Source organism: Mycobacterium sp. SM1, from assembly GCF_018361265.1.
In the GTDB taxonomy this organism is placed as follows: Bacteria; Actinomycetota; Actinomycetes; order Mycobacteriales; family Mycobacteriaceae; genus Mycobacterium.
In genome coordinates, this window is record NZ_JAFLNH010000005.1 from 106,776 (window position 1) to 121,868 (window position 15,093).

Annotated in this window: 14 protein-coding genes; 6 read left to right on the forward strand and 8 right to left on the reverse strand. The window is 66.0% G+C overall.

Features of this window, described 5'->3' with window-relative positions; all coding sequences use genetic code 11:
- Positions 1 to 914: 914 nt before the first annotated feature.
- The 8 genes from MSM1_RS20615 to MSM1_RS20650 form a co-directional block, all read right to left on the reverse strand.
- Positions 915 to 2,408, reverse strand: a complete 1,494-nt coding sequence (locus tag MSM1_RS20615) for a hypothetical protein (RefSeq protein WP_213446018.1) — start codon at positions 2,406 to 2,408, stop codon at positions 915 to 917.
- The gene (locus MSM1_RS20620) at positions 2,405 to 3,052 is read right to left on the reverse strand and encodes a hypothetical protein (RefSeq protein WP_236057318.1); all 648 of its coding nucleotides are present in this window, start codon (positions 3,050 to 3,052) and stop codon (positions 2,405 to 2,407) included. Before MSM1_RS20620 ends, MSM1_RS20615 begins: the two co-directional genes overlap by 4 nt.
- Positions 3,053 to 3,058: 6 nt before the next feature.
- A complete protein-coding gene (locus MSM1_RS20625) occupies positions 3,059 to 4,696 on the reverse strand; it encodes a hypothetical protein (protein ID WP_307857466.1) in 1,638 nt (545 codons plus the stop codon).
- Entirely contained in the window at positions 4,677 to 6,056 is a 1,380-nt protein-coding gene (mycP, locus tag MSM1_RS20630) for a type VII secretion-associated serine protease mycosin (protein WP_213446079.1), read from the reverse strand. Before mycP ends, MSM1_RS20625 begins: the two co-directional genes overlap by 20 nt.
- Positions 6,056 to 7,471, reverse strand: a complete 1,416-nt coding sequence (gene eccD, locus MSM1_RS20635) for a type VII secretion integral membrane protein EccD (protein ID WP_213446020.1) — start codon at positions 7,469 to 7,471, stop codon at positions 6,056 to 6,058. The genes mycP and eccD overlap by 1 nt, the downstream gene beginning before the upstream one ends.
- Before the next feature lie 20 nt (positions 7,472 to 7,491).
- Positions 7,492 to 8,646: an AAA family ATPase gene (locus tag MSM1_RS20640; protein ID WP_307857467.1), complete on the reverse strand. Its 1,155-nt coding sequence runs from the start codon at positions 8,644 to 8,646 to the stop codon at positions 7,492 to 7,494.
- A 364-nt stretch (positions 8,647 to 9,010) separates the two neighbouring features.
- The gene (locus MSM1_RS20645) at positions 9,011 to 9,847 is read right to left on the reverse strand and encodes an ESX secretion-associated protein EspG (protein WP_213446022.1); all 837 of its coding nucleotides are present in this window, start codon (positions 9,845 to 9,847) and stop codon (positions 9,011 to 9,013) included.
- Positions 9,834 to 10,064, reverse strand: a complete 231-nt coding sequence (locus MSM1_RS20650; protein ID WP_213446024.1) for a hypothetical protein — start codon at positions 10,062 to 10,064, stop codon at positions 9,834 to 9,836. The genes MSM1_RS20645 and MSM1_RS20650 overlap by 14 nt, the downstream gene beginning before the upstream one ends.
- Before the next feature lie 470 nt (positions 10,065 to 10,534).
- On the opposite strand from MSM1_RS20650, the gene MSM1_RS20655 reads away from it, so the two are divergent.
- The 6 genes from MSM1_RS20655 to MSM1_RS20680 all read left to right on the forward strand — a co-directional run bounded on the left by MSM1_RS20655 (position 10,535) and on the right by MSM1_RS20680 (position 15,068).
- Positions 10,535 to 12,157 carry a ParB/RepB/Spo0J family partition protein gene (locus MSM1_RS20655; RefSeq protein WP_213446026.1) on the forward strand — a complete coding sequence of 541 codons (1,623 nt, stop codon included), beginning with the start codon at positions 10,535 to 10,537 and terminating at the stop codon, positions 12,155 to 12,157.
- 87 nt (positions 12,158 to 12,244) lie between these two features.
- On the forward strand, positions 12,245 to 13,120 hold the full coding sequence (locus MSM1_RS20660) for a ParA family protein (protein WP_213446028.1): 876 nt from the start codon (positions 12,245 to 12,247) through the stop codon (positions 13,118 to 13,120).
- A gap of 15 nt (positions 13,121 to 13,135) precedes the next feature.
- Positions 13,136 to 13,393: a hypothetical protein gene (locus MSM1_RS20665; protein ID WP_213446030.1), complete on the forward strand. Its 258-nt coding sequence runs from the start codon at positions 13,136 to 13,138 to the stop codon at positions 13,391 to 13,393.
- 175 nt (positions 13,394 to 13,568) lie between these two features.
- Positions 13,569 to 13,940, forward strand: coding sequence for a hypothetical protein (locus MSM1_RS20670; RefSeq protein ID WP_213446032.1), 372 nt, complete (start codon positions 13,569 to 13,571; stop codon positions 13,938 to 13,940).
- A 1-nt stretch (position 13,941) separates the two neighbouring features.
- Entirely contained in the window at positions 13,942 to 14,583 is a 642-nt protein-coding gene (locus tag MSM1_RS20675; RefSeq protein WP_213446034.1) for an IS607 family transposase, read from the forward strand.
- Positions 14,580 to 15,068: a hypothetical protein gene (locus MSM1_RS20680; RefSeq protein ID WP_213446036.1), complete on the forward strand. Its 489-nt coding sequence runs from the start codon at positions 14,580 to 14,582 to the stop codon at positions 15,066 to 15,068. The genes MSM1_RS20675 and MSM1_RS20680 overlap by 4 nt, the downstream gene beginning before the upstream one ends.
- The last annotated feature ends 25 nt before the right edge of the window (positions 15,069 to 15,093 follow it).

Below are 15,093 nucleotides of genomic sequence, written 5' to 3' on the forward strand. Positions count from 1 at the left end.
CTAGCGGCGGGAGTGTGGCGCGTCCACGAACCCTTTGACATCTCCCACGACTGAAGTCGTGGGATTCCGCGCAGCGTTCGGCTGTCTCGGCGCAGTGTTGCGCGCCGCCGTAGGCCGCCCGCTGGAGGCGGTTCGGGCCGACTCGCTCTGTCCCTTGCGGGCGCCGCAGGTGTCTGGTGTTGCCGCGGCCTCGCGAGTTGGTGCTACCTGGGTTCCGGCCCCGGGCGATGTCCTGCCCTGCGAACCCACAACGAGCATAGTGGGCCGATCTGACAACACCGGCCAGACACACTGGGTCCAAGCGCCGGGCTGCGCCCGGCGACGAACGGGATCGGCTAACCCCGCCATAAATGGCGAGGCTTGCGCCGAAGAAGGCCGGGTCAAGGCTCGGCCACAACGTGGCCGATCGCCGTCGGCGGCCACGGGCCTTGACAGGGCGCGTGACGCTCATATGTGCGAGGGGCGGGCTGATGTCTGAGCGTGGTGAGACACTGGTGGCCGTGGACGCGGCCGAGCATTGGTTGGCGTGGCTTGCGCGGTACGGCGATGACTACGCGACCGGCGAGGAACGCCGCGCAGCAGCACACCGGCCGGCAAATACAAAGTCACACGGCGCATCTGATCGGCGCGGAACGCGTCGGCCGCCGGTTTGGCCGCGCCAGGGCGCACCCGTGGCCGCATCCGCTCGGACAGCTCAGACATGAGCAAGCGGAATTCGCCGAAGCAACAGCACCCTGCGCCGGCCGCGGCGCCCAGCGCTGACCGCCCCGCGCCCTCGTCGCAGTCGGGGCCGGGAGCGTCTGAGCCGCCGCCAGCCGGCCCGGCAGCAGGCGCGCCGATTTGTTGTTCGTCCCGCGTGCGTGCCTACGGCGTGTGGGGCCCCTTCTCGGGTGTGCTGAACGGCACCAACCCTGTCACCGCTGCCGCCAGGGGTGCTCGTCGAGCATCGCCGTTACCATTTCCACGACCGCGGCAATAGCGCTGTCATCACGGTAGCTCAGCTGCTCGGTCGCGTCCGCGATCCGCTGCAGAACAGCCCCATAAGCGGTGGCAGCCGCCCCGGCGTAGTCGCTGGCAGCTTGCATCTGCCAGCGCGCGCTGTAGCGGCTCGGCAGGCCACGTAACTCCTGCGACAAATCCCCCGCCTGTTCTTGCACCGTTGCCACCAGGCCGCCTACCAGCTCGACATCGATGAGCCCAGGTGCGGCGGCATCGTCGGCCAGGCTGGCTTCCAGCACATAATCAAGTTCACGCACCGCCGATAAGGCGTCTTCGATGTGGCCCGTATGCGCCCGCAACCCCACTGGCGGGATAGGGATGCTCAACAGCTGCGGCGACGCTGACTGCGCGCTCAGGCGATCACCGTCAGCCGAGCGTGCCTGCTCCCGGGCCGCAGCAACCTCGGTGGCCGCCTCGGTCCGAAGCCGCGCAATCTCGGCCTGCATCTGGGCTACCGCGTGTTGCGCGGCTTCTGTCTCGCGTCGTGCTAGCTCGCGTGCCCCGGTAACCTCGCCGGCGGCCTCGGCGCGCACCCGGTCGAGCTCGGCACGCATCTGTGCTATGGCCTGTTGTGCGGCCGCAGTCTGGCCCTTCGCCTGTTCGCGTGCGGCGGCGACCTCAGCGTCAGCGTCAGCGCGGACCAGCTCGATTTCGGCGCGAAGCTCCTCCAATGCCTTTTGAGCGGCGGCTCGTTCGGCCGCGCGCTCCTCGGCGCGTTGCCTGGCGCGCGCCTCCGCTGCGCTAACTCGTTCAACAGCCGCACTGATCTCATTGGCGGCGTCAGCGCGGACCCGCGCCAGCTCGGCGCGCACCTCTTCCAACGCGCGCTGCGCGGCGGCCCGTTCAGCAACACGCTCGGCCATCCGTTGTTCGGCGCGCTTGTCTGCGGCGCTGACTCTTTCACGCGCCGCCTCGACGGCGGCGGCGGTGTCAGCGCGTACCTGATCAAGCTCAGCGCGTAGTTTGTCCAACGCTTCCTGGGTGGCGGCCAGCTCGGCTGCCCGCTCGGCGTCCCTACGCGCGCCCTGCGCCTCAGCGGCGCGGGCCTGCTCGCGTGCTTGCTCAGCCACACGCGCGGATTGTTGCGCTTGCGCACGGGCCAGCGCCGCGGCTGCTTCGGCGTCCTGCTTGCCTTGTTGCGCCTCGCGGGCTAGGCTCTCGGCCACGACTCGCAAATGGTCTGCCTCAACCAGCCGCATCACCGCAGATTGGCGTTTTCGTGCCGGGCCGAAGCGGGCGCGATGTTCGACAAGATCGCGTTCAGTCATCGCGGCCACCGCGGTCAACTCCGGGGGCGGCGTTCTGCCGAGCCGCTGCGCGGCAGAAACCGCATCCGCCGCGGCCCGCTTGGTCAAAGCGGCCCAGGTGGCAGCGTCGAGATCCTCGATGTGTTGGCGGGTTGAAGTCACCGGCGCCTTCCCCTTTCGGTGACCTGGCGGGCTGCTGTCGGTTCATCGGCGGCCGGCGTGTCAGTTAGTTGCGGCTGCGAGGGCTTTTGGTTGTGGGCACTGCTGCGTTGCTCGTCGTGCTGCCCATCGATGAGCGCTGAGGCTGATGAGGATGCGGCGGCCAGCCGCGTCAGTGACCCGCTTTGCTGGGCCAGTACCAGCGAGAACTGGTTGAGGTGTACGGTCACCGCGCCGGTGAGTGTGTCGTCGCCGAGCTGCTCGGCGTCGCGTAGCAGGCCCCGTAAAATTTCCAAGGTCAGCTCCGGCCCAAGACCGAGGGTGGCTGCCTCGCTGGCCGGTTCTAAGCCCGCGGTTTCCACCACCCACGCAAACCGCTGCCAGCACCGGGTCACCGCCGCTTCGCGCCGCTCATCGGCCCGCATTTCCTGGTGGTGGCGTTCGCGTTGCTCAAGCTGGCGGCGGTGTCGTTTAGCTGCGCCGCGGGCGGCGAAAATCGCCACCACGGCCACCACGATGGCTGCCAGCAGCGCCGCAGCACCGCCGAACCCCGCTGAGGTTAAAAACTCGCGGGCCGGCGGCAACGGTGGCATAGCGTCGGGCACGGCAAGCCCGTGTGCGACAAGACCTTCACGCGCACTTGACATGGGTATCTAACCTCGCTTAGTGATCGGGGAACGATCTTGTGACAGGCGGGTGCTCAGCCACTGACGACCGTGCGCGGTTGTGATGTAGAACAGGTCCGGGTGTCGGCTGTCTTGGGTGATGACAATCGTCGTCGACGGGGCGTGCGCCGATTGTGGTCGGCGCAGCGTCACCGTGATCGCACCGGTTGGTGCTTCGCTGCTGGCGTCACTAACGACGATTGCTTCGTGCGGCGGGCTCGGTGGGCGCATCAGGAATTGCTGCGGCGCACCATGGTTGGCCAGGGCGGCCCATTGCCGGGGCTCAGCGGTGTACAGCGCGACCGGCAGCCCTGAGAGCGCCAGACGAGCGATGATGCCGACATGGAATGCGTGGGTGCCGGTCACGGTGATGCGCACCGGCTCCGGCGATGCCAACCCTAGATACACCGGTTGGCGGGCGCGGTTGAAGCCGATCGGGACCCCGGCGGCCGACGTCGGCCATCGCAGCGCCGCAAGATCCGACGAGGCAACCGTGGTGGCCGGCAGCTTAACGCCGGCCCGCGCATCTAGGCCGGCGGCGCTCAGCGCCGCCGCGACGCGCGCATGCAATCCGTGAAACCCGTCGAGACCGGCCAGCGGGTGCCGCGGTGGCCGGGTGGCGGTCAATGTGCCCACCGCAGCCTCGAGTGTGGTTGGCTGGCGGCCTTGTGAACGCAGGGTAGCTGTGACCCACGTGGCTTTGGTGCTCAGCGTGGGAAGCATCTGTAAAACGTCGCGCAGCGCGGCAGGGTCCACGGCGTAGACGGCGCGGAAACCATCGGAATACTCGGTGCCCGTCCAAGATTCGTGGCGCACATGCACCGCCGTCGGCACGAACCGCGGAAGCTGGTCCACATCAGTGAGCGTGGCCAGCCAGCCCTGTTCACGCAGCTCGGCGACCAAACGGCGAGCGGTGGTGTCGGCCAGCGGCGCACGATGAGGTTCAGGCAGGTCCTCATCCACCCCGCCGGGGCTGCCCATTGTGGTCTGTCGCGCCGTTAGGGCGCCCACATTGTTCTCGGCGCGCAACGTGTAGGTCAGCCAGGTGTCGTGATGCTGCGTGTTGCGGCCGCCCAGCAGTGCCGCGGAGTCGCTGCGCAGTCCACTGGTCGGTGGCGTTCGGGTCACCGAGCACACGGTCAGCGCGTCAGCGCGTACCCCGTAGCGGTTTAGCCAGGCAGTGATGAACTCCCACGGCAGTTGATCGCTGCGGTCCCCCGGTGTGGTCAACGCGTGCGGCTGGGGGCGCAGGTGGATGACGATGTGAGCCTCGAGTACCCCTGCCCCGGTGCTCGCCGACCCGGGTGATCGCTCGGCGTGGTGGTGGCGCCTTCGGTTGTCCCGTGCTCCGCTGGCGCGCCGGGAACGCTGCCGGCGCCGGTTATGCCAGGCTATCGGTGCCCACCGGGCCAGCGCCGTGGAAACATGCTGTCCATGCCATGACCCGACCGAGGCTACGATCACGGCCGCGGCGGCGACGTAGTGCCACCATCGAAGCGACTGGCCGGCGGGCAGCAGGACAGCCCACCCGAGCAGCAGCAGTGACATCAGCAGGCTTAGGCGCCGCCAACTGGGCCGTGCCGGCACGAAACGGGATTGGCGGCGGCTAACGGTTGGTGCGGTCACGGCGCATTCCAATGACGGTCACAGCGATGGCGGCACCAATGATGGCGGCGATGCCGGCACTGAAAGCAACCAGGCGGGGCAGCCGGTTGTCCGGCGGTGGTGGCGCCGGAGGCGCCACCCGCACTACCGGCATCTCGGCCGGCAATGCGTCTCCTGCGGGGATATCCCACGTCAACGCGGCCACGGCGTCAACAACCCCGGCACCCACCAGGTTTGAGGGCGCACGCGCGGCGTTGTGCGCGGAGGAGACTAACCGGTTGACCACTTGGCGCGCAGTGAGGTTGGGGAACTTGGAGCGCACCAAAGCCGCAACACCGGAGATGTAGGCGGCGGCGAAGCTGGTCCCATTGATGGCCACCAGCGGCTCCTTGGTGGAGGGCTGACCGTTGACTAGCCCCGAGTCGGGGGCGTTGCCTAGCGACACGATCTGTTCACCAGGTCCAGCGATGCCTACCCACGGACCAGCCATGGTGAAGTTCGACGGTTGGCCTTCCGGGGTTAGTGATGCCACCGACAACACATAAGGCTGCCAGTACGAGGGGGTGGAGATCGTGGTGGCACCAGCCCAGTTGCGCGGATCGTCGGGCCGGTTGGGGTCGGTCAGCGGATTGCTTTGGCAGTTGCTTTCGCCGGTGTTTCCGGCAGCCGCCACCACCACAATGTCCTTGTCGATTGCGGCGTAGCGCACGGACGCCCCCAGGGCGGCCTGATCCACCTGCTTATATGAGGGGATGCAGTCGATCAGTGAGATGTTGATGACCCGAACCCCAGGTATGTCGGCGGCGTGGCGTACCGCCCGAGCCAAGGTGGCGACATCGCCGGCGGTTTTAGCTTGCTGGGGGTCTTGGCCTGAGGGCATCTTGGGTGACCACTGAGCAGAGCTTTGGCGGATGGAGACCAGCGCGGCCTCGGGTGCAACGCCGGCGAACCCATCCGGGCCTGGCTGGGCCGCGATAAGGCCCGCCACAGCGGTCCCGTGGCCGTCACAGTCGATCAGGCCGCCGGCAGGCGGATCGATATAGTCACCACCGGGGGTGAGGTTGGGCAGCCGCGGCTGGGGGGTGACCCCGGAGTCGATGACCGCAACCACTACTCCCCTGCCCCGCGAGGTCTTCCACGCCTCCGGTAGGTTGAGCATTGCCTGGCTCGGCGGCACCGCGACGGGGTCAAACCCGGGCATCGCCCCAAAAAATGAGCACGCCCCGTTCTGGCGCATCTCCTCCCCCGGCGCCGGGGGTCCATCGGGCGGCAGCGCGGCAGGGTCGACAACAGGCATCGTGAGAGCCGACGCCACCGGCAGCGGGACGCGCACCACTATTAGCGCCGCGATGGCGGTGATCGAACCCAGTCGGCGAATCATCACAGCGCCCCGCGGTTACGGATGAGGCTGATCAACCCCGTCAGCCACAACATCGCTGGCGGGATGGTGATCAGCAGTGTGTTTTCAAACAGATCTAGCCAGCGTCGCTGCGGGATCGACAGTTCACGCGGCTTGACAGCCGCGGCCACTAGCAGCAGCGCCGTAACCCCCACCACCGCCGCGGCCGCATACAGTCCGGCGATCAAATGGCCGGTGGCGGTGAACGACAGGCACAACGCCGCGGCAGTCAAAAACGGTGTAGCCAAAAACCACAGCGCAGGAATCGCCGAATCCCAGATCCGCATGCGCAGCACGGTGACGGTGGTGGTGGCCACCACCAGCCACCAGGCCAACAGCGACGGCGCTGCGGGCAGCCACACCACCAGCACCGAGCCGATGACCGACAAGATCACCGACGCTGCGATCAGACCGCTTTGATACGAGTTGCAGGCCGCAGTTTTACGGGGCAGATCTTCGATCTCTGCCAGCGGCGCCGGTTCCGGGGTGGGTTCCCCGGGTGCGGGAACATTCGGCAGCGGGAAGCGCGCCCACATCGCCGACACCGTCGGGGCGTTGATGGCCAACAGCAACGATACCGCCAGCACCCCACAGCCCAAAGCCAGATAGGGCAGGTGGGCAAGGGTACGCGCGGCGGCCGCGGCGGCCACCGTCGCGGCCACGGCGAGGATCGCGGTATGTGCGGCCATCCAGCTGCTGGTGAGCGCCAGCAGCAGCAGCGACCACGCCAGCAGGAACGCAGCGGCTAGAAAAACCCTGGGCGCGGCCGCATCACCGGGCAATGCGGCAGCCAATGCCAATGCCAGCGGCACGGTCGTGGCCACACCCATGCGTCCAGCGCCGCCGCGAACCCCACGCCGGTACAGCAAGAATGTGGCGATGACGAGGGTAGCGGTGAGCACACTCAATCCGGTTGCAGCCCAAAACCTGTAGCCGCGGTACCAGCCGTACACGGCAAGACCGCACAACATGGCGGCCAAAGCCAAGACCATAACCTGGGCTGCGCTGCGCAGCATGGTGTGCTCGAACGGTTTGAACTGGCTGGCCGAGTGGATCGCCGAGGCGTCGGCGATGTCCTCGACCACCGGCGGCGCAGCCGGGCCTGGTGGCAACTTACATAGTATAAGCTGCTCGCCGTCATCGACGCCCAACGTTTCCAGGGTGGCGTCCCGGCTAAACGGTGTACCGCCCAGAGGTGCAAGCGAATACGGTCGCGGACCGTCTTCGCCGAGGGTGTCGTCCACCAGCTCGGCGTCGTCGCGGCCAGATGCCAGGGTGGCCCGGATGCGTGGAATCAGCTCCCTGATCGGCAAGGTGATCGGCAGGGCCAGGTCCGCCGCCGCGGCTTCGCCGATGATCGCGACGCGGACTTGCCCGGTAGCAGTAGCAGGATCCATCGTTTCAGAATCTCCCCGTGTCATCGGCTGTGGTTCTGCGGCTGACGGGCTGGATAGTGCGCTGCCACAGCGCCGGCCAGATTCATCAACGCCTTGCGGGTACGCGATTTAAGTGCGGTGAAAGCGATGTCGCCGCCCTCGGCCAAATGCACATCGAAGGGAACCCTGACAACGTTGATGCCAGGAATCTGGTCGCGCAACCGTGTTTCGGCGGCATCGATGTCCACCAGCGGTCTGCCCTTGAAGGTGGCGTTGAGCGCCACCACCGTGCGTGGCAGCAGCCGGCTAAAGCCATGCGCCTGCAGCCACTGCAGTGTCGCCCACGCGCCATTGAGGCCGGGCGGATCTAGGGAGGCCACCACGACAAGGCTGTCGACATGTTTGGCGATGGTGGAAAACAACGGCGAGGTGATCGCGGTTCCACAGTCGAGTAAGATCACGTTGTAGTGCAGCCGCAAGATCTTCATCGTCGCCTCGAAGTCCTGGCTGTTGAGGATGTATGACGAGCGGGGATCATTTTGGGCTGCAAGCATTTCCAAGCGGTCGTTGTTTTGCACGGTGAACACCCGGACAGTGGGGTAACTGGTGGGGTCCTGCAACGACGACAGCGCCTGGATGTTTGCCTTGGGGCCACCGCGTTGTTCGAAGCGCGACGAGAGGTTACCCAGGTCGGTGTCCACGTCGAGCGCGATCACCCGGTCGCCGCGCTCACGGGCGATCGCGCTGCCCGCCGCGACGGTCATCGTCGTCTTGCCCACCCCACCCTTGGCGTTGACGAATCCGACCACGTAGACGTCGAGCAAATCCGCTTTGATGCGCCGCATCAGTTCGTCGGCCTGCTCTTGCTTGGCGCTGGGCCCAGGATTGATAAGCCCGAACGTCATCTGTGACAGGACTTTTCGCCAACCAGTTCCGGTGGGGCGTCGCCGCGGCGTCACGATCTGATCGAGGTTCTCGGGGGTTGGGCTGTAGCCGGCGGCGAAAGCATCCGGTGTGCCCGTCGGACCGCCGAACCACTCCTGGGGCGGTCTTGACGTCGTCGGCCCAGGCTGCGGTGGTGGTGCCCACCCGCGGGGCGGGCCCTCAGCCGGCGCCGCGTCGGTGAAGAAATCGTCTAGCCCCTGAGCTGCGCCGTTCTCGTCGCGGATGGCCGCCATCTCGCCGGGCGGCAGCACAGCGGTGCGCCCGTCGTCTGGGACGGGCGATCCGCCGGCCGGCTCAGGTGGCGCGGTGATCGGCCGTTGCGGCGGATCAGGCCAACTGAACCGCCGCCGCTGGCTATCGTCCGCGTTTTGGGCGCCGGCGGGCGGCGGACCGCCCGGACCGCCAGTTGGCGGAGCTGGCCGACGCCGCTCATCTGCAGGCCCAGGCGCTGGCTGCTGCGGCGGCGGAGGTGACGGCCACCGCGCCCGGCGCCCAGCGCCGACATCAGGTGCCTCCAGCGGGCGTGGCGGGGCCCAATGGGGTAGTGGACCGTCGCCGTGGGGGGAGTCAGAAGGTGTGCTCATCGATTTGTTTCCAACTTTCGGTCGGTGGTAGTCAAATGCTGAACGTCTCTTCGGGAAACCAAGTGCCAGAAGGCAATCGATCGGTCAACTCGCGCACGGCCATCGCGACGGCGAACGGGTCGCCGGGCGTGAACACGGAGATTCCGCCAGCGCGCGGCTCACCCGCCTGTGGGGCAACAAGAATCAGCCCAACCTCGGTGCTGATGACGTTGACACTGACATCGGTGTGATGGCGTGCACCGTTTACCGCTTCGTGAGCGGTTAGTTCGACAGTAACGCGCTTCCCGGTGCGAGCCACCTCCATGATCTCGGCTTCGCGTTCGGGTACACCCAACGCGGTGAGAGTTTCCACGATGTCGGCGCCGCGGCCGATGCGCTCATCGATAGCTTTGCCGGTGTCCATCGGGAGGGTGAATTCGTCGAAATTGGCGGGCTGCTGATCAGGGGGCAGCCCGGCTGTGATGATCGGCACGATCGCCTCACTGTGGGTCAGTTGCAGCGGGGTGAAGGTGACCATCTGTGCGTAGCGCAGCGCCACCACAGCCTCAGGCGGTGAGGTGCGCGCCAGCACTCCCCGCAGGATCTGCTCAGGGTCGATGATCGTGAGCCATTCCAGCCACTGCCGCGGCCGGCACACGGTCTTGACGGCATCAGCAACAGATGGTCTTACCTGACCATGCTCGTCGACGATGCCAGCCTCGGCGAGTTCGTCTAGGGATTGCTGGTTGAAGCTAGCCCGCTCCCCCGGGTCGACGTAGGGGGCGGTGATCGCCAGCATCCACGGGTAGGACCCAGCGTGCAGATAGTCGGCAAGGAACCACGCCTGCTGGGCGGTTAGTTCGACCGCCTCATAGCTATTCGTCGTCATCACTATCCCCGTTGGATGGCAGCTTGGCCTGCTCGAGTTCGGCCAGCACGGGCTCCAATGCCCGCTCAACGATGAAAGACATCGTCGTCGACCAGCGTTTCTCCTGGGTGCGCAGCCTCTTCAGCGTCCGTCTGTTGATTCGGATCGTGGTCGGGACTTTGTCGTCCTGGGCGAGAACACGGTCCCTTAGTTCCCGCACCAGGTCTGATTCGGCCATCGGCTACCCCTTTCGCAGCGGATCGTGCCCGCGTGCTCGCAGTAGAGCACACAAGGTGGACACGGTAAATAAATTGCCTATCCCGCTCGCTAATACTGCCTGCGCGAATGCGTGCGAGCATGCCGACCCCAGCACAACGACGGCGCGACAGATGCGGCACGTACGCGCCGACAATGCGAGGAACGCACACAGCGCGCCGCAACACATATGCGCAGACAACATCGACCAATATGCGACGCGTATGCGCAGAGGAAGGTACGACTTGTCGGGTGGCCGAGTTCACTCGCGACCAGGAACCAGCCACCAAAGATGCTCACTTGCACCGGCCGATGATGCAGGCTGCATCATCGGCAACACCCCGCCGCCGACCCACACCCGAGCCCTAGCGGAAACAGGCGACACGCCCTCGCCAACGCTTGCTCCACGACGCCGCTCCAGTACCCTAATGCCGGTATTCGAGAGGAGTCTCCGTGGCAGACACGATCACATTACGCACGACCCGCCCAAAGCTCGGCAGCCGAAAAACCGCCAACAGGTTCGCGAAACTCGCCGGCGGCGGCGAGAGCGCCGCGACAGACGCCGAACGTTCCCCCACCAGCGGCGACGCCCCCACCGAGAACAGCGGCCTCATCGCAGGCATATCGGCCGTCGCCACCGACGAAGCCCACCATGTCGTGCAAATCCAGGTCGCCGAAATTGCTCCGCACCCCTTCAACGACCCAAGGCGGTCACAACCGCAGCCAGGTGACCCCAAATGGGAAGAACTGCTCAACGGCGTACGCGCCAACGGCGTGCGCCTGCCGGTGCTGGTAGTGCCGCGGGAGGCGTTCCTAGCAGCCAGACCCTCCACCGCCGCACAGCTCCCACCGCAGACGCGTTACGTGCTGGTCTACGGTCACCGCCGCCGCGCCGCAGCACTGGAAGCCCACCGCGACACCGTGCCAGCCGTCGTCGACGAGGCGATCATGGCCGACGACGGCGACCTCGACGCGATGGCCACCGAAAACCTGGGACGCCAAGACCTTTCAGAACTCGCCCAGGCAAACCTTTTCGCCCGCTACTCCGAGCTAGGACTGTCACAGCGCGCCATCGCCGAGCGCCTAGGCATCGACCAGGCCACGGTGTCACGCCGCCTGGCGCTGTTGCTACTGGCACCTGAACTACGCCGGGCCGTCGACGCCGGCGAGCTACCCAGCGCAGAGGCAGCTACTCTTGCCGGCGCACTGCCCTACGGCCCGCCGCGGCGCTGGCAGAAAACCAAGGATCCCGACCAGCTCTCCGAGCAGCGCAAGGCCGAACAAGTGCAAGCCCTACAGCTAGTCCTAGAAAGAGGGATGCTGGCCACCCGGGCCGCCGAACGCGTCATCGCCGAACGCAAGGCTCGCGCCAAAGCCGCCGAGCTGGGGATCCTGCTCGTCGACAACCCCCGCGCAGAACTAGGGGAGAACTGCCACAAGTACCGCATCGCCGAGTATCAGCCAGGCACTGACGTCATCGGAGCCATCAACCCCGGTTCAGGAGAGCTGGACCTTTACGCCCGCCCCGCGGCCTCAGGACATGATGGACTGGCAGAAAATGCGCTCGCGGATGCCGTGACCGCTGGCGACACTGCATCGGCGCCGCCTGACTCCCCCACTCCGCCGCCGACCGACGCAACGGGACCTGATGCCGACTTAGTCGACGATGGACGCGCCGGGATCACAGAAAAAGAGTGCGCCCAAACCGCCGCCGCGGAAGCCCAGGCGCAGCGCCGGCAATTCTGCGCCATGCTGATCAAGCACCAGCCCTCCAACGCCGAACTGCTCAAAATCCTCGTAAACCAGTACCTCTCCGGCGTCGCCGCCCGCAGCGCGACATCAGAGGTCGGTGCCCTGCTACGAGACTGGGACGCTGCCGCCGCTGGCACAGGGGAGAAGGCCCGCAACGTCCGGGCGTGGCACCGAGCCGTCGCCGCAGCTGAACTGCACACTGCAGAACTAAAAGACAAGACCTGGGACGACGACGCTATTGCCCACGTCGAACTACTCATGAATCGGGTCGGCTACCAGCCAACTCCTTGGGAACGCAGCCAACTCGACGCCGCCCGCGCGTGATGCAGGCTGCATCACGCGCCGCAACAACCCACGTGATGCAGTCTGCATCACGGCCACGCCGCAGCATCAGAGCGATAGGAGATCAAATTGTCCACCTACGCGGTCGCCAACCTGTCCGGCAGCGTCGGAAAAACCACCACAGTCGTGACAACCGCCGTCCAACTGGCCGCCACGGGGCTGCGGGTCCGTGTCATCGACCTCGACCCTCAGGCCAACGCCAGCACCTGGTTGGGCTACCCCGACATCACCGGCACGACCATCGCCGACGTGCTGCGCCTGGAAGCGGACATCAGCGAGATCGAACGGCCTGCCCGCATCATCCAGGGCTACACCCATGAGGGCGGTCAGCCAGCCTACATCAACGATCCCGGCGGCCTCATCGCTAACCTGACCGTGGTCCCAGCGGCTCGCTCAACGCTGGACAAATTGATGGTCGAATTACCGGCGGTGATCGGGGGAGTGATGCGGCTTCGAGATGCACTCGAGGTGGCGGCGCCGGTAGATGTCACGCTGATCGACTCCCCTGGCTCTAACAGCGCCCTGGTGACGACGGCGTTGATAGCGGCCTCAGTCGAGGAGGAGGGCCCAGCAGGCTCATGGGGGCTGGTCACCTGCACCAAACCGGCAGGCAAAGAATCAGAAGGTATTCAGGCTTTGCTGCGTGAACTGGCCATTCTCAAAAAAACCTTCCGGATCGATGTACCGCTGCTCGCGATCGTGCCGTGCGCTGTGCCGGCCACCGGCGCCGTATACCGCGAACAGTTGGAATATCTTCGGGAAGGCTTCGGCGACAAGGTCACTCCGCCAGTTCGCCGCAGCTCGATCGTCGACGAGGCCTACACCAACTACGTGCCGGTCCCGCTGTACGGATACCGCGCCAAGGACGTCAACCAGGACTACGAGAACGTGATCGACCATATGAAGCGCCACGGAATGTTCCGCCCCGCGGCCATTAATGTCTAGACCTGCAGATAGCCCATGCCCGGTGCCGTCAGCAAGGTCAACATCCCCACCGATCTACACCAGCGGGCCCGCGCAGCGGTGCGCATTGTCGAACGTGCCACCGGCCGCCGCTACACCTTTGCCCAGTTCCTCCGCGAGGCCATCATCGCCCAACTGCAAGTCATCGCACGAGACTACAACTTCGACCGAGAAATAGTTCCAGAGAGCCAGCGGCTAGAACCAGGACGTCGCGTAGTGAGTCCAAAACCAGTGCGACAGAATACCGTTCGCTGATGCGCGGGTTGAGAACAGCTGGTGATTTTGTTGGCCGGTAGCGGTCGGCCGGTTGTTGTCGGACTTGTTTGAGAGTATGTGACTGCTGGACTCTCGCCGGTCTGGGTTCGGATGGTTTTGTTGGTCATTATTGGCCACGTTGGTGGTGCGTTCGATGCGTGATGGAGGAAATGCGATGAGCGCGAAGGTTGTCGTCAGCGCCTCGCTGTCCAGCAGCTATGACAAGCGGTATGTCGTCGTCGACGAGGCGACCGGTGAGGTGCTCGATGATGCTCAGGGCTACGGATACAAGACCGCGCAAAACGCGCACCGCGCACACGCCTTTAAGTCGATGTCGGCGAAGAAGAAGCGCGAGCGCGCCGCGGCGAAACGACGTGTGCAGCGTTGGTGTGGGCAGCGCCCAGAATTCGTGCAGCACCTCGAACAGGCGGCGTTCTACGCGATCAAGGACGGCGAGAACGTCACCGCAGCGGATGTGCGGGCGATGCTGGCCGAAGATGGCCTCGAATTGCCTTTTCCGGTCGAAGACCTGATGAAGCATTGGTGACATGGCTCATCGTGGCCCTGATGATTATGTGTCGGCGACCGCGGCGGCCTACCGGTTGGGGGTGTCGACGCGTACGTTGCGCCGCTACACGCAAGAAGGCCGGCTGCCGGATGCGCGCAGTGCTGGTGGGCGACGGATCTTCCGGATCGCCGATCTGGATGCGATCGGCCACAAACCGCCCGCTGATGGTGGGCGGATGGTGGGGTATGCGAGGGTGTCGTCGCGGCGCCAGCAGGTCGAAGGCGATCTCGACCGGCAGGTGGCTCGGCTCAAGGAGTTCGGCGGGGCGGATCTGGTGGTGTTCACCGACGTCGCCTCGGGGCTGTCCGACCGCCGGGCTGGGTTGCGTAAAGCGCTGGCCGAGTGCATGAAACCCGCGGTGACCGTGCTGCTGGTCGAGCACCCGGATCGGCTGGCACGCTTCGGGGTCGGGGTGATCGAGCACTTGCTGGCCGGACACGGGGTGAGTGTGACTTACAGCGGCCTTGCCGCCCAGGACGATTCGGCGGAGTCGGAACTGGTGCGCGACATGATCGCGATCGTGACCAGCTTCGCAGGCCGCCTCTACGGGCAGCGCTCAGCCAAAACGAAACGATTACGCGCAGCGGTGAGCGCCGAGACCACTAGCGGTGATGCCGCATGACGGCCGACAAGCTGCGGGCCTGGCGTGGAGTCAAACCGGTGGCGGGACCGTCCGGGGTGGCAATTAGCACCCGATTGCGGATCACCGACGAGGACGAGCGCGTGCTCGACTTGGTTGCCGAGCATCTAGGCCGGTTGCGTCGCGCTGATCTTGCCGTGGTGTCCCGGCCCGGGCCGGTCGACGCGGGACGCGACGCCGATGAGCGGCGACAGCTGCGTCGGGATCGGTTGAATACCCGCAAGAAAGGGTTGACTGCGGCGTCGTCGGCGCGGTGGGCTAATGCGATCATCGCCGCCAATGATGATCAGGTCCGCCGGGCCCGCGATGCCCAGTACCGCCATGGGGCGGGGTTACGGGCGGCGATCGCCACCATCGAGGCGCGTCTAGCGGCGCCGACCGCGGACATGCTGTCCGTCGCTGAGCGTAAGGCCCGCCGAAAAGCCAAGGCCGCCAGAGGGTATGCCAACCAAGCTGAACGTTTCTAGAAGCAACGTCGGCTGCGGCATCTAC

Coding starts and splice junctions, on each gene's coding strand:
- mycP (WP_213446079.1), bottom strand. CDS start 6,056: ATGATTCGCCGACTGGGTTCGATCACCGCCATCGCGGCGCTAATAGTG.
- MSM1_RS20650 (WP_213446024.1), bottom strand. CDS start 10,064: ATGGCCGAATCAGACCTGGTGCGGGAACTAAGGGACCGTGTTCTCGCC.
- eccD (WP_213446020.1), bottom strand. CDS start 7,471: ATGGATCCTGCTACTGCTACCGGGCAAGTCCGCGTCGCGATCATCGGC.
- MSM1_RS20665 (WP_213446030.1), top strand. CDS start 13,136: ATGCCCGGTGCCGTCAGCAAGGTCAACATCCCCACCGATCTACACCAG.
- MSM1_RS20670 (WP_213446032.1), top strand. CDS start 13,569: ATGAGCGCGAAGGTTGTCGTCAGCGCCTCGCTGTCCAGCAGCTATGAC.
- MSM1_RS20620 (WP_236057318.1), bottom strand. CDS start 3,052: ATGTCAAGTGCGCGTGAAGGTCTTGTCGCACACGGGCTTGCCGTGCCC.
- MSM1_RS20680 (WP_213446036.1), top strand. CDS start 14,580: ATGACGGCCGACAAGCTGCGGGCCTGGCGTGGAGTCAAACCGGTGGCG.
- MSM1_RS20645 (WP_213446022.1), bottom strand. CDS start 9,847: ATGACGACGAATAGCTATGAGGCGGTCGAACTAACCGCCCAGCAGGCG.
- MSM1_RS20675 (WP_213446034.1), top strand. CDS start 13,942: ATGGCTCATCGTGGCCCTGATGATTATGTGTCGGCGACCGCGGCGGCC.